Annotated in this window: 14 protein-coding genes; 1 reads left to right on the forward strand and 13 read right to left on the reverse strand. The window is 59.5% G+C overall.

Annotated elements, in window-relative coordinates; all coding sequences use genetic code 11:
* Positions 1–117 precede the first annotated feature (117 nt).
* Complete coding sequence (gene leuA / locus FBY12_RS22080; protein ID WP_092278475.1) at positions 118–1,797, forward strand: 2-isopropylmalate synthase; 1,680 nt, start codon at positions 118–120, stop codon at positions 1,795–1,797.
* A 205-nt stretch (positions 1,798–2,002) separates the two neighbouring features.
* Here the strand turns inward: leuA and FBY12_RS22085 are convergent, their stop codons facing one another.
* The 13 genes from FBY12_RS22085 to fdx form a co-directional block, all read right to left on the reverse strand.
* Complete coding sequence (locus FBY12_RS22085) at positions 2,003–2,794, reverse strand: amidohydrolase (RefSeq protein ID WP_092278473.1); 792 nt, start codon at positions 2,792–2,794, stop codon at positions 2,003–2,005.
* Positions 2,782–3,930, reverse strand: a complete 1,149-nt coding sequence (locus FBY12_RS22090) for a pyridoxal phosphate-dependent aminotransferase (RefSeq protein WP_121734144.1) — start codon at positions 3,928–3,930, stop codon at positions 2,782–2,784. The genes FBY12_RS22085 and FBY12_RS22090 overlap by 13 nt, the downstream gene beginning before the upstream one ends.
* A gap of 160 nt (positions 3,931–4,090) precedes the next feature.
* A complete protein-coding gene (gene der, locus FBY12_RS22095; RefSeq protein ID WP_101207872.1) occupies positions 4,091–5,560 on the reverse strand; it encodes a ribosome biogenesis GTPase Der in 1,470 nt (489 codons plus the stop codon).
* Positions 5,561–5,695: 135 nt separating this feature from the next.
* On the reverse strand, positions 5,696–6,847 hold the full coding sequence (gene bamB / locus FBY12_RS22100; RefSeq protein ID WP_092278467.1) for an outer membrane protein assembly factor BamB: 1,152 nt from the start codon (positions 6,845–6,847) through the stop codon (positions 5,696–5,698).
* A complete protein-coding gene (locus FBY12_RS22105; RefSeq protein ID WP_121734143.1) occupies positions 6,840–7,481 on the reverse strand; it encodes a tetratricopeptide repeat protein in 642 nt (213 codons plus the stop codon). Before FBY12_RS22105 ends, bamB begins: the two co-directional genes overlap by 8 nt.
* A 40-nt stretch (positions 7,482–7,521) precedes the next feature.
* On the reverse strand, positions 7,522–8,811 hold the full coding sequence (gene hisS, locus FBY12_RS22110; RefSeq protein ID WP_145255936.1) for a histidine--tRNA ligase: 1,290 nt from the start codon (positions 8,809–8,811) through the stop codon (positions 7,522–7,524).
* Positions 8,812–8,847: 36 nt separating this feature from the next.
* Positions 8,848–9,957 carry a flavodoxin-dependent (E)-4-hydroxy-3-methylbut-2-enyl-diphosphate synthase gene (gene ispG / locus FBY12_RS22115; RefSeq protein ID WP_092278461.1) on the reverse strand — a complete coding sequence of 370 codons (1,110 nt, stop codon included), beginning with the start codon at positions 9,955–9,957 and terminating at the stop codon, positions 8,848–8,850.
* Between the two features lie 3 nt (positions 9,958–9,960).
* On the reverse strand, positions 9,961–10,986 hold the full coding sequence (locus FBY12_RS22120) for a RodZ family helix-turn-helix domain-containing protein (RefSeq protein ID WP_145255939.1): 1,026 nt from the start codon (positions 10,984–10,986) through the stop codon (positions 9,961–9,963).
* Entirely contained in the window at positions 10,986–11,744 is a 759-nt protein-coding gene (gene pilW / locus FBY12_RS22125) for a type IV pilus biogenesis/stability protein PilW (protein WP_092278457.1), read from the reverse strand. The genes FBY12_RS22120 and pilW overlap by 1 nt, the downstream gene beginning before the upstream one ends.
* Positions 11,745–11,756: 12 nt before the next feature.
* Positions 11,757–12,905 carry a 23S rRNA (adenine(2503)-C(2))-methyltransferase RlmN gene (rlmN, locus tag FBY12_RS22130; protein WP_121734164.1) on the reverse strand — a complete coding sequence of 383 codons (1,149 nt, stop codon included), beginning with the start codon at positions 12,903–12,905 and terminating at the stop codon, positions 11,757–11,759.
* Between the two features lie 28 nt (positions 12,906–12,933).
* Entirely contained in the window at positions 12,934–13,359 is a 426-nt protein-coding gene (gene ndk / locus FBY12_RS22135; RefSeq protein ID WP_007916882.1) for a nucleoside-diphosphate kinase, read from the reverse strand.
* Positions 13,360–13,446: 87 nt separating this feature from the next.
* A complete protein-coding gene (gene iscX / locus FBY12_RS22140; protein WP_092278453.1) occupies positions 13,447–13,647 on the reverse strand; it encodes a Fe-S cluster assembly protein IscX in 201 nt (66 codons plus the stop codon).
* Positions 13,648–13,661: 14 nt separating this feature from the next.
* A complete protein-coding gene (gene fdx / locus FBY12_RS22145; RefSeq protein WP_092278450.1) occupies positions 13,662–14,003 on the reverse strand; it encodes an ISC system 2Fe-2S type ferredoxin in 342 nt (113 codons plus the stop codon).
* Position 14,004: the final 1 nt, after the last annotated feature.

A 14,004-nucleotide genomic window follows, 5' to 3' on the forward strand; every position in this document is an offset into this window, starting at 1 on the left:
TCAGTGCACGACTATCGGGCTGAATTGCGGTGCCTCGCCTTACACGTTTTCCCAGACACTTTTGATCCACCGGCAGGCCGCCTCTTTTCGGCCCACACCAAAAATAAGGATTTCCCGATGAGCATGCTCAAAGACCCGTCTTCGAAGTACCGCGCGTTCCCGACCATCGATATCCCGGACCGTACCTGGCCATCGAAAACCATCACCGCCGCGCCGATCTGGTGCAGCTCGGACCTGCGTGACGGCAACCAATCGCTGATCGAGCCGATGGACGCGGTGAAAAAGCTGCGCTTCTGGAAAACCCTGGTGCAGGTCGGCGTGAAAGAAATCGAAGCGTCGTTCCCGGCAGCTTCGCAAACCGACTTCGACTTCGTGCGCACCCTGATCGAAGACGGCCACATCCCGGACGACACCACCATTCAGGTGCTGACCCAGGGTCGTGAAGATTTGATCGAGCGCACTTTCGAATCGTTGCGCGGCGCCAAGAAAGCCATCGTGCACTTGTACAACGCGACCTCCCCTTCCTTCCGCCGCATTGTCTTCAATCAGGATAAGGACGGGATCAAGGCGATCGCGGTCAACGCGGCCAAGCTGTTCGTCAAATACGCCGCGCAGCAACCGGACACCGAGTGGACGTTCGAATACTCGCCAGAAACCTTCAGCGCCACCGAACTCGAGTTCGCCAAAGAAGTGTGCGACGCGGTGATTGAAGTCTGGAACCCGACGCCTGAGCACAAGGTGATCCTCAACCTGCCGGCCACCGTCGAATGCGCCACCCCGAACATTTACGCCGACCAGATTGAATGGTTCGGCCGTCACATCAACCGTCGCGACAGCGTGATCATCAGCCTGCACACCCACAACGACCGTGGCACTGGCGTGGCCGCCACCGAGCTGGGCCTGATGGCCGGCGCCGACCGTGTCGAAGGTTGCCTGTTCGGCAACGGCGAGCGCACCGGTAACGTCGATCTGGTCACCGTCGCGCTGAACCTCTACACCCAGGGCATCCACCCGGAGCTGGATTTCTCCGACATCGACGGCGTGCGCAAAGTCGTCGAAGAGTGCAACCAGATTCAGGTGCACCCGCGTCACCCATACGTCGGCGACCTGGTTCACACCGCGTTCTCCGGCTCGCACCAGGACGCTATCCGCAAGGGTTTCTCGCAGCAGAAACCGGACACCTTGTGGGAAGTGCCGTACTTGCCGATCGACCCGGCCGACATTGGCCGCAGCTACGAGGCGGTGATCCGCGTCAATAGCCAGTCGGGCAAGGGCGGGATCGCCTATCTGCTGGAGCAGGAATACGGCATCAGCTTGCCGCGCCGCATGCAGATCGAATTCAGCCAAGTGGTGCAGCGTGAAACTGATCGCCTCGGTCTGGAGATGACGGCGCAGCAGATCCACGCGTTGCTGCACAGCGAGTACTTGCAGGCGAATACGCCTTACGCACTGGTCAGCCATCGCTTGCAGGAAGAGAACGGCAACAGTGCGGTGGAAGTCGAAGTCTCGGGCAAGGGCCAGGGCGAAACCAACCTGCACTGGCGCGGCAAGGGCAACGGCGCACTCGAAGCGCTGGTGGCCGGCCTGCCGATTCCGGTGGAAATCATGGACTACAACGAACACGCAATCGGCGCGGGCACCAACGCCAAGGCTGCGGCCTACATCGAACTGCGGGTTGATGGTCAGCGTGCGGTGCACGGCGTCGGCATCGATGAGAACATCACCACGGCGAGCTTCAAGGCCCTGTTCAGCGCGCTCAACCGCTCGCTGAGCCAACCGGAAGCGAAAGCGGCGTAAGTCTTCGCTGCAATGCAAAAGGCCCCAAGGTGCGAACCTTGGGGCCTTTTTTGTTTGCCTGATGTTTATGCGTAGATCGCAAGTCCGCTATCGCGAGCAAGCTCGCTCCCACAGTGAATCTGGGTGTACATCCAACTTGTATTCACATTGATCAAATGTGGGAGCGAGCTTGCTCGCGATAGCGGCAGGTCAGCCAGCGACGATCTCAGGTGAACTCAAACGTATCGGCATCCAGATTCGCCGGGAATCGGGTCCGGTACGCTTGCAGGTCGGCAGCATTCAGCACGGCGTGAAACACCCCATCCGCCTCCCCCGCGCTGAGCAAAGTTTCGCCCTGGAAATCCAGCACCTGACTGTCGCCGGTGTAGGCAAAGCCCTTGCCGTCCGTGCCGATCCGGTTCACCGCCGCCACATAACACAGGTTTTCAATCGCCCGCGCCGGCAGCAAACGGTTCCAGTGCAAGCGTCGCGCGCCCGGCCAATTCGCCGTGTACAGCAGCAAATCAGTGTCCTGCGCATCACGGCTCCAAACCGGGAAACGCAAGTCGTAACAAATCAGCGGCCGAATGCGCCAGCCCTTGAGCTCGAACTGCACCTGGCGCTCGCCGGGGGTGTAGTGGTTGTGCTCGCCGGCCATGCGAAACAGGTGGCGTTTATCGTAATGCAGCACTTCGCCGTCCGGCCGCGCCCACAGCAGGCGGTTGCGGTGACTGCCATCGGCCGCTTGGACGATGATGCTGCCGGTGATCACCGCGTCATACTTCGCCGCTTGCGCGCGCAGCCATTTGCTGGTCGGGCCGTGCTCGGCCTCGGCCAGCGTCTCGGATTCCATCGAAAACCCGGTGGTGAACATCTCCGGAAGGATGATCAGGTCAGCGCCGCGAGCCTGTTCCAGCAACTGCTCGAAATGCTCCAGATTAGCCAGGCGGTCGTGCCAGGCCAGAGTGGTCTGGATCAGCGCTATGTTCAGGTTGGGCAGCGCAGTCAAATCACGCATAGTTTTTCCGCTGCTTCACGCAGGGTCTCCTCGCGTTTGGCGAAGCACAGGCGCACCAGGCGCTGGCCTTCGGGTGGCGTCTGGTAGAACACCGAGATGGGAATGCTGGCCACGCCGTGTTCGCGGGTCATCCACAGCGCCATATCGACGTCGTTAAGGTCGGGGCGAATCTGCGAATAATCGACCAACTGGAAGTAGGTGCCGGCCACGCGATTGAAACTGAAACGCGACGGCGCCAGCAGATCACAGAACAAATCGCGCTTGGCCTGATAGAAACCCGGCAGCTCTTCGACGTGCTCCGGGTGCTCGGCCATAAAGTCGGCCAACGCAAACTGCAGCGGCGTCACGCAGCAGAAACTTACGTATTGGTGAACCTTGCGCAGCTCGGCGGTGAGGGCCGGTGGCGCGACCACGTAACCGGTCTTCCAACCCGTAACGTGGTAGGTCTTGCCGAACGAACTGATGACGAAAGCGCGCTGATACAGCTCTGGGTGATTGAGCACGCTGACATGCGCCACGCCGTCGAACACCAGGTGTTCGTAGACTTCGTCGCTGACCAGGTAAATGTCGCGATCACGGATCAGTGCCGCCAGTTGATCCAGCTCTGCGCGGCTGATCAGCGCGCCGCTAGGGTTGTGCGGGGTGTTCAGCACGATCATCCGCGTGCGCGGGGTGATTGCGTCGGTGAGTTTCTGGAAATCGATGGAGAAATCGTTCAGCCCCAGTTGCACATGCACGCAACGACCGCCGGCCAGTTCCACCGAGGGTTCGTAGCTGTCGTAGCACGGATCAAAAACGATGACTTCGTCGCCGGGCTGGATAACCGCCTGAATCGCGCAGAAGATCGCCTGGGTGGCGCCGGGGGTGATGGTCACTTCGTCATCAGCATCGACATTGACGCCATAGCTGCGAGCGATTTTCGCCGCCACTTGCTGGCGCAACACCGGCAGGCCGGTCATGGGCGAATATTGGTTGTGGCCCTTGGCGATGTGCTGGCCGACCGCATCGCACAGGGCTTGCGGGGCATCGAAATCGGGAAAACCCTGAGACAGGTTGATCGCCCCAGTCTGCGCCGCAAGCTGAGACATCTGCGTGAAGATAGTGATGCCGACATTCGGCAGCTTACTGGTGATCATCGGTAGCCCCTTGCAGGTGAGCCGCAAGTTTCAAGCCGCAAGCGGCAAGAGGTCAAGCAGCAAGACCTCAAGCAGCAAACCCTCAGACGCAAAAAAGGGCCCTGATCAGGGCCCTTTCCGTTGTTACTCGCAGCTTGAGGCTTACGGCTCGCAGCTGCCTTTATCGCTTGTCGCGGCGCTTTTTGTCGGCTTTCTTGTGGTGCGACATCATGCGGCGCTTCTTGTTGACCTGGCGGTCGGTGAGCGAGGTCTTGTTGCCTTCGTACGGGTTCTCGCCGCCCTTGAACTCGATGCGGATCGGCGTCCCGACCAGCTTCAAGACACGACGGTAAGTGTTTTCCAGATAACGCACGTAAGACTTCGGCACCTTCTCGATCTGGTTACCGTGGATCACGATGATCGGCGGGTTGGCACCACCCAAGTGGGCATAACGCAGCTTGATCCGGCGGTTGTTGACCATCGGCGGCGCGTGCTCGCTGACCGCATCTTCGAGGATCGTGGTCAGGCGGTTGGTTGGCCAGCGGGTAACCGCGGACTTGAACGAGTTCTGTACCGAGGCGTAGAGGTTACCCACGCCCGTGCCGTGCAGCGCCGAGATGAAGTGGATGTCGGCGTAGTCGACGAAGAACAGGCGACGTTGCAGTTCAACCTTGACGAACTCGCGCTCGCTCGGCGTCATGCCGTCCCACTTGTTGATCGCGATCACCAGCGCACGACCCGACTCAATGGCGAAGCCCAGCAGGTTGAGGTCGTGATCGACCACGCCTTCGCGGGCGTCCATCACGAAGATCACCACGTTGGCGTCTTTGATCGCCTGCAGGGTTTTGACCACGGAGAATTTTTCGACTTCTTCGTGGATCTTGCCGCGCTTGCGCACACCAGCGGTGTCGATCAGCGTGTACTTCTCGTCGTTACGCTCGAACGGGATGTAGATGCTGTCGCGGGTGGTGCCGGGCTCGTCATAGACGATGACCCGGTCTTCACCGAGCATGCGGTTGACCAGGGTCGACTTGCCGACGTTCGGCCGGCCGATGATGGCGATCTTGATCCCGTCTTTTTCGCTAGGGCCAGGAATGCGCTTGGCTTCCTCGCCTTCGGCAACGATCTCTTCCTCGCCTTCTTCCAACTCGTCAGCGTCTTTCGGGAAGTCGCTCAGGGCGATTTCCAGCATCTGCGTGATGCCACGACCGTGGGCGCCGGCGATCGGGATCGCGTGGCCCATGCCCAACGGGGCGAACTCGGCGCGGGCCATTTCCGGGTCGATGTTGTCGACCTTGTTGGCAACCACGTAGGAACGCTTGTTACGTTTGCGCAAATGCTCGGCGATCATCTGGTCGGCGGCGGTGAAACCGGCCTTGGCATCTACCAGGAACAGAACGACATCCGCTTCTTCAATGGCCAGCAGCGACTGCTCGGCCATTTTTTCGTCCATACCGTGCTCGTCACCGGAGATACCGCCGGTGTCGACCAGAATGTAGGAACGCCCTTGCCACTTGGCCTCACCGTATTGGCGATCACGGGTCAGACCGGACAAGTCGCCGACGATGGCGTCGCGAGTCCTGGTCAGGCGGTTGAACAAGGTGGACTTGCCGACGTTCGGTCGGCCCACCAGGGCGATTACGGGAACCATGCGGCTCTCCACTTCGTTATTTCAGAAAATACAAAAGCCGCTGCGAGGCAGCGGCTGGTGCTCGGGGCAACGCTTGGAAGCGCTGCGAGCCTTGCAGAGCAAGGCCGCTTGGGGGTTAAACCCCAAGCATAGTTGTTACTTGATGGTCAGGGCTTCCAGTTTGCCACTGTTGCCATACACATAAATCGTGTCACCCACCACCAGCGGACGAGCGCGCAGGCCGTCGCTGTCGATGCGTTCGCGGCCGACGAAGCGACCGTCCACCTGGCTCAGCAGGTGCAGGTAGCCTTCCATGTCGCCGACTGCAACGTAGCTGGAGAACACTTCCGGAGCCGACAGTTGACGGCGAGCCAGCGAATCGTTGCTCCACAAGGCTGTGGTGGAACGTTCGTCGACGCCTTCAACGGTGCCCGAAGACAGGCTTACGTAGACGCTGCCAAAACCCTGGGCGACACCGGCGTAGCTGGAAGCATCACGCTGCCACAGCTGACGACCGCTTTGCAGGTCCAGTGCCGCAACGCGACCCTGATAGCTGGCGACGTACAGCGTTTCGCCGGACAACAGCAAACCGCCGTCAATATCGACTACGCGCTCCAGTTCCGAGCGACCTTGTGGAATTGCTACACGTTGTTCCCACACCGGCACGCCGTTGGAAATATCGAGAGCAACCACTTTACCGGTCGACAGGCCAGCCACCGCGAGGCGGTTGGTGACGATTGGCGCACTGGTGCCGCGCAATGTCAGGACGGCCGGCGTGCTGTCATACAACCAGCGCTGAGTACCGGTCGCCGCGTCCAGGCCGATCAGGCGATCGTCCTGAGTCTGGATCACCACAACGTCACCGTTGTTGGCCGGCGGTGCGAGCACTTCGCTGGACACGCGAGCGCGCCATTTCTCTTCACCGCTGCTGGAATCCAGGGCGACGATTTCACCCTTGAGCGTGCCGATCATGACCAGACCGTAACCCACACCCACGGCGCCGGAAACAGGCAGATCAAGATCCTGTTCCCACTTCACGTTGCCGGTGCTGCGATCCATCGCCATGACGACGCCAGTAACGTCGGCCGCGTAGATGGAATCGCCTTCGATTGCCGGAACCAGCATGTTGTAGGTTTCGCCCTGACCGTCACCGATCGAACGACTCCATTGCTTTTGCAGGACCACTTCTTCTTTGAAGTCGACCAGCTCAGCCGGCGGCAATTCTTTTTTGCTGTTGCTGCTGCAACCCGCGGCCAAAATGGCCAGAGCCAGCAATGCTGCATGTTTCCAACGGATCACGTCACGCATCCCCTTTGGCCAGGTCGTCCAGCTTGATTTGGAGGCCGCCGACTGCCGCTTCATCCGACAGTGCTGCCTTGGCTTTTTGATACGCCGCGTTGGCTTCATCAGTACGACCCAACTGCACCAGCAGGTCGCCCTTGAGTTCTTCGCGAGTGGCCAGGAACGACTTGTCGGCATCGCCTTCAAGCAGTTTCAGGGCCTCTTCGACCTTGTTCTGCGCAGCCAGCACTTGTGCCAGACGCTGACGGGCGATTTCGCCCAGCGCCGGGTTGGCCGGTTTGTCGTGGACCGCTTTCAGCTCGGTAGCGGCGTCATCCAGCTTGCCGCTGTCGACCGCAACTTTGGCCACGAACAGGCTGCCGTATTGCGCGTAGGCAGAACCGCCGTACTCGCTGTTGAGCTTGCCAGCCAGGTCCGAAACCCGCGCCGCATCAGGCTTGCCGTCAGGCGTCAGCGTGGTTTCCAGCAGTTGCTGATAGAGAATCGAGGCGCCTTGCGACTGGTTGCCCTGATATTTGTGCCAGGCCTGCCAGCCGAACACGATGACCAGCGCCAACAGGCCGCCAGTGACCAGGGGCTTGCCGTTGCGTGTCCACCAGTCCTTCAAATCCGCCAGTTGTTCGTCTTCGTTACTCGACACCCCAATACTCCTTAATCGCTAAATCGGCTGTTTGACAGCTTCAACCCTGCACGACGCAGGTGGCCAGGTGTGCAGCGAGCGCATCCCAGGCAATGCTTTGTTGTTCGCCCTGGCCACGCAAGGGTTTGAAACCTACCACTTGCTGGGCCATCTCGTCGTCACCGAGGATCAGCGCATACAACGCACCGCTCTTGTCGGCTTTCTTGAACTGGCTTTTGAAACTGCCGGCGCCGGCATTGACTTGCAGGCGCAGGTTGGGCAATTGGTCACGAACGCGTTCACTCAGGGCCAATCCGGCCAGCTCGGCGGCTTCACCGAAGGCGCAGAGGTAGACGTCGACCTGACGCGAGATTTCTTGCGGGATCTGTTCAAGTGTTTCCAGCAGCAGCACCAGACGCTCGATGCCCATGGCGAAACCAACGCCCGGAGTCGGCTTGCCGCCCATCTGCTCGACCAGACCGTCGTAACGACCACCGGCACACACGGTGCCCTGAGCGCCCAACTTGTCGGTCACCCATTCGAAAACGGTCTTGCTGTAGTAATCGAGCCCGCGAACCAGCTTCGGGTTGATCACGAAAGGTACGCCGGCCGCATCGAGGCGCGCCTTGAGGCCCTCGAAATGCACACGGGATTCGTCGTCGAGGTAGTCGGCCATTTTCGGCGCATCGACCAGAATCGCCTGAGTATCGGCATTCTTGGTGTCGAGCACGCGCAGTGGATTGGTCTTCAGACGACGCTGGCTGTCTTCGTCGAGCTTGTCCAGGTGCGCGGACAGGAACTCGACCAGCGCTTCGCGATAAAGACCGCGCGACTCGCTGGTGCCCAGGCTGTTGAGCTCAAGCTTGACCGCATCACGGATACCCAGCTCGCCCCACAGGCGCCAGGTCAGGATGATCAGCTCGGCGTCAATGTCCGGACCGTCGAGGTTGAACACTTCGACGCCGATCTGGTGAAACTGGCGGTAACGGCCTTTCTGCGGACGTTCGTGGCGGAACATCGGGCCGATGTACCAAAGCTTCTGCACTTGGCCACCGCCGGTGATGCCGTGTTCGAGCACCGCACGCACGCAGGCCGCCGTGCCTTCAGGGCGCAGGGTCAGCGAATCGCCGTTGCGGTCGTCGAAGGTGTACATCTCTTTTTCGACGATGTCGGTCACTTCACCGATGGAGCGCTTGAACAGCTCGGTGAACTCGACGATCGGCATGCGGATCTGCTTGTAACCGTAGTTATCCAGCAGACGCGAGACGGTGCCCTCGAAATGACGCCACAGCGGCGTCTGCTCGGGCAGGATGTCGTTCATGCCACGAATGGCTTGCAGAGACTTGCTCACTATAAATCCTTAAATTCGTTCGGCTCTTCAGTCGGCTCAGCCGCGCACGATAACCGCTGCGTCAGCTTCGACCTTCTCGGCCGCTTTCTGGCGGATCAAGCGTTCAAGCTCATCCACCAGATTTTCATTCGTCAGTTTCTGCGACGGCTTGCCGTCGATGTAAATCAGGTTGGGCGTGCCGCCGGTCAAGCCGATATGGGCTTCCTTGGCTTCACCCGGCCCGTTGACCACGCAACCGATGACCGCGACATCCAGCGGCACCAGCAAATCTTCGAGGCGCCCTTCCAGCTCGTTCATGGTTTTGACCACATCGAAGTTCTGCCGCGAGCAGCTCGGGCAGGCGATGAAGTTGATGCCACGGGAACGCAAGTGCAGGGATTTGAGAATGTCGTAGCCGACTTTCACTTCCTCGACCGGGTCAGCCGCCAACGAGATGCGAATAGTATCGCCAATCCCTTCGGCGAGCAGCATACCGAGGCCGACGGCGGATTTCACCGTGCCTGAACGCAAACCACCGGCTTCGGTGATGCCCAAGTGCAGCGGCTGGACGATTTCCTTGGCCAGCAAGCGGTAGGCGGCGACGGCCATGAATACGTCGGAAGCCTTCACGCTGACCTTGAAGTCCTTGAAATTCAGGCGTTCCAGGTGCTCGACGTGGCGCAGCGCCGATTCGACCAGCGCGGCTGGCGTCGGCTCGCCGTATTTCTTTTGCAGGTCTTTTTCCAGGGAACCGGCGTTGACGCCAATGCGGATCGGAATCCCGCGGTCACGGGCGGCATCGACCACCGCACGCACGCGATCTTCACGCCCGATGTTGCCCGGGTTGATGCGCAGGCAGTCAACGCCCAGTTCGGCTACGCGCAAAGCGATCTTGTAGTCGAAATGGATGTCGGCCACCAACGGCACTTTGACCAGTTGCTTGATCTTGCCGAAAGCCTCGGCAGCGTCCATGTCCGGCACCGAAATGCGCACGATATCGACGCCGGCAGCTTCCAGGCGGTTGATCTGGGCCACGGTGGCGGCCACGTCATTGGTGTCGCTGTTGGTCATGCTCTGCACAGCGATGGGCGCATCGCCGCCAACAGGCACGTTACCGACCCAAATCTTGCGGGATTCGCGACGTTTGATTGGAGATTCGCCGTGCATGACTTATTGACCCAACTTCAGGCGAGCAGTCTCGCCACTGGTGAACGGAGCGACATCAACCACTTGGCCGTTGTAACTGACCTGCGCGCCACGGGCGAAGCCCAGACGCACAGCAAACGGCGGTTTGCCGCTGACGGAAACGTTTTCGCCTTTGCGCTTGAGACCACTCAACAGCACTTTGCCGTTGCCATCGGTCACTTGCGTCCAGCAATCAGCAGTGAATTGCAACTGAACCTGACCCTCGCCGGCCACTGGGGCGGCGGCAGGTGCAGCGGGTGCGGCAGGTGTCGTAGCGGCGACCGGAGCGGTCGGTGCTGGCGCAACGGGTGCGGCCGGAGCCGGTGTCGCAGGAGCGGCAGCAACCGGAGCAGTCGGCGCGGCTGCCGGCGTGGTCGGCGTGGTCGGCGCAACTGCCGGCGCGGTCGCTTCAGCTTCGGCCGGTGCTTCAGTCGATGTTTCGGATTGCGGCAGTGCCAGCGCGGTGCCGGCCTCGGTCTGGCCTTCTACAACGGCCTGATCTTCCGGCTCGTCGAGCGGATGCGATTGCGTGGTGCCGTCAGCGCCTTCGATTTCGACGTGCGCCGGGGTAGTGCTGGCGATGTCCTGATTGCGCTGGGAGGTTTGATCCTGCCACCAGAAAAAACCGCCGACGACTACGGCGACCAGCAACAGCAGGCTGACAATGCGCAAGATAGTGTGGGAAACCCGCACCGGCTCTTCGATACGGCCCAGGCTGTGGACGTTGCTGCCCTGGGAGTCGGTGCCGGTGGACTGGTCGAATTGCTGAACCAGAACGGTCTGGTCCATGCCGAGCAATTTGGCGTACGCGCGAATGTAACCGCGAGCGAAGGTATGCCCCGGCAGCTTGTCGAAAGCGCCGGCTTCCAGATTGCTCAGGGAATTGACGGTGAGGTTGAGCTTGAGGGCCACTTCGGCCAGCGACCAGCCATTGCTTTCGCGGGCCTGGCGCAATGTTTCACCGGGATTAACGCGATTCGCTGCTACAACTTCGGGATGCGCCGCTTTCATCATTGCTCCGACAGGTATTGCTGATATTCCGGCGTACCGGGATAGAGTCGTTTTAATTGCAGGCCAAAACTGGCGGCCTTGTCGCGATCTTCAAACACTTTTGCCAGCCGAACGCCGAGCAATAGACTACGTGCATTTTGTTCGGTGAGCAGGCTAAAACGGTCGTAATAGTCACGCGCGGGCACATAATGCCTGTCTTCGTAAGACAACTCAGCCATTTCCAGCAACGCCCGTGGTTGTTGGCGGTTCAAACGCAGGGCTTTTTCCAGTTGTTGCTGCGCCAGATCACGCTGGCCAAGCCTGGAAGCGGTCATGCCGAGGTTCTCGAAGACCCGCGAACGCTCAGGATACAGGGTATCGGCGGCGGCTTGCTCAAAGCGCTCGTAAGCTTCCTTGTAACGCTTCTCTTCGAAAAGAAAACTGCCGTAGTTGTTGAGGATGCGCGCGTCTTTGGGGCGCGAGGACAGCGCCTTGCGAAAATGCTGATCCGCCAGCTCCGGTTCCATTTCGGCCTGAAACACCAGACCCAGCGCCGCGTTGGCGTCCGGGTCGGAATCATCCAGCTCCAGGGCCTTTTTCAATGGCACTTTCGCCCGTTCAGTCATCCCTTGCTGCAAGTACCCCAACCCCAGCTGCACGTAGGCGGCACGCGCTTCGTCGCGGCCCTTGCTGGTCTTCATCGGGTTGAAATCGCCCGACAGGACACAACCAGCACACAGGCTGGCCAACAGCACAAGCAGCGCAAAGCGCAGGGACATAGAGATCCTCTCTTAGTTATTGTTCGCTGCGTTTTGCGCCATATCGTTGTCGGCGCTCAATTCACGCACCGCGATATAACGTTCGCTGCGACGGGTGCGATCCAGCACCTGTCCTACCAATTGGCCACACGCGGCATCAATGTCTTCACCACGCGTGGTGCGCACGGTGACGTTGAAGCCGGCATGGTGAAGCTGATCCTGGAAACGGCGAATGGCGTTGTTGCTTGGGCGCTCATAGCCGGAATGCGGGAACGGGTTGAACGGAATCAAGTTGATTTTGCACGGAACATTTTTCAGCAGTTCGATCATCTCGACCGCATGCTCAACCTTGTCGTTGATGTCCTTGAGCATGGTGTACTCAATGGTCAACACACGCTTCTCGCCCAAGGTCGCCATGTAGCGCTGGCAAGATTCGAGCAGCATCTTAAGCGGATATTTCTTGTTGATCGGCACCAATTGGTTACGCAATGCGTCATTCGGTGCGTGCAGCGACAACGCCAGGGAGACGTCGATGTGCTTGGCCAGCTCATCGATCATCGGCACCACGCCCGAAGTGGACAGGGTCACGCGGCGTTTGGAAATCCCGTAGCCCAGGTCATCCATCATCAGATGCATGGCGGCCACGACGTTGTCGAAGTTCAGCAGCGGCTCGCCCATGCCCATCATCACCACGTTGGTGATGGCACGGTCGGCGGTCGCCGGGATGCTGCCGAACGATTTATTGGCAATCCACACCTGGCCGATGACTTCGGCGGCGGTGAGGTTGCTGTTGAAACCTTGCTTGCCGGTGGAGCAGAAACTGCAATCCAGGGCACAGCCTGCCTGGGACGAAACGCACAATGTGCCGCGTTTGCCCTGGGGAATGTAAACGGTCTCGACGCAGCTGCCGGACGCCACGCGCACCACCCATTTACGGGTGCCGTCGGTGGAAATGTCCTCGCTGACGACTTCAGGACCGCGAACTTCAGCAATCGCCTTGAGCTTGTCGCGCAAGGCTTTGCTGACGTTCGTCATGGCGTCGAAATCATCGACGCCAAGGTGGTGAATCCATTTCATTACCTGACCGGCACGGAAACGCTTCTCCCCGATTGAGTCGAAGAATTTTTCCATTTCCTGCTGAGTCAGACCCAGCAGGTTAGTTTTTACAGTCGATGTAGTCATGGATTCACCTTCACTCATAAGCCAATGCTTAGCGAGTGGTTACTTCAGTAGCTGCGAAGAAGTACGAGATTTCGCGAGCAGCAGCGGCTTCGGAGTCCGAACCGTGCACAGCGTTGGCGTCGATGGAATCAGCGAAGTCAGCACGGATGGTGCCGGCAGCAGCTTCTTTAGGGTTGGTAGCGCCCATCAGCTCACGGTTCAGAGCGATAGCGTTTTCGCCTTCCAGAACCTGAACAACAACCGGGCCGGAGATCATGAAAGCAACCAGATCGCCGAAGAAACCACGAGCGCTGTGCTCAGCGTAGAAGCCTTCAGCTTCAGCTTTGGACAGTTGCTTGAGTTTCGAAGCTACAACGCGCAGGCCGGCTTTTTCGAAACGAGTGGTGATTTCGCCGATGACGTTTTTTGCAACAGCGTCAGGCTTGATGATGGAGAAAGTGCGTTGAACAGCCATGGTGTAACTCCAGAAACGGTAATTTGCGAAAAATTAAACCCGCGAATTATACGCGGGTTCTTGGGTATTGCCTAACCTGCGGGACGATCAGTCCAATTCTTTGGCCCAGAGCTCCTGAACCGCTTCCAGCACCTTCTCGCCGACACGGCCAGAGGTGCCATCGAAGTCAGGCAGTTCCAGGATCATCTGCTGCAGACGAACGAACCCTACAGAATACGGATCGACATCGGAGTGGGCCTCGGCCAACTCTTCTGCAATACGTTGAACATCATTCCAACCGTAGCTCATGACAGTCTTACCAGTCAGTGCGGCGCTTCAGCCGCATGGTTAAGCGAATATTTCGGAATTTCAACGGTCAGGTCTTCAGTCCCGACAATCGCCTGACAGGCCAGGCGAGACTGCGCTTCCAGGCCCCACGCACGATCAAGGAAGTCTTCTTCCAGCTCGTCGGCCTCTTCCAGCGAATCGAAACCCTCGCGAATCAGGCAATGACACGTGGTGCACGCGCAGACGCCGCCGCAAGCGTTTTCCATTTCGATATGGTGCTCGTGCGCCAGATCAAGAATAGACGTTCCCGGCTCAGCTTCGACAACCATGCCGTCCGGGCAAAACTTCTCGTGTGGCAGAAAAATGACCTGCGGCATC

The sequence above is a fragment of the Pseudomonas sp. SJZ131 genome (assembly GCF_007828705.1).
Classification (GTDB): domain Bacteria; phylum Pseudomonadota; class Gammaproteobacteria; order Pseudomonadales; family Pseudomonadaceae; genus Aquipseudomonas; species Aquipseudomonas prosekii.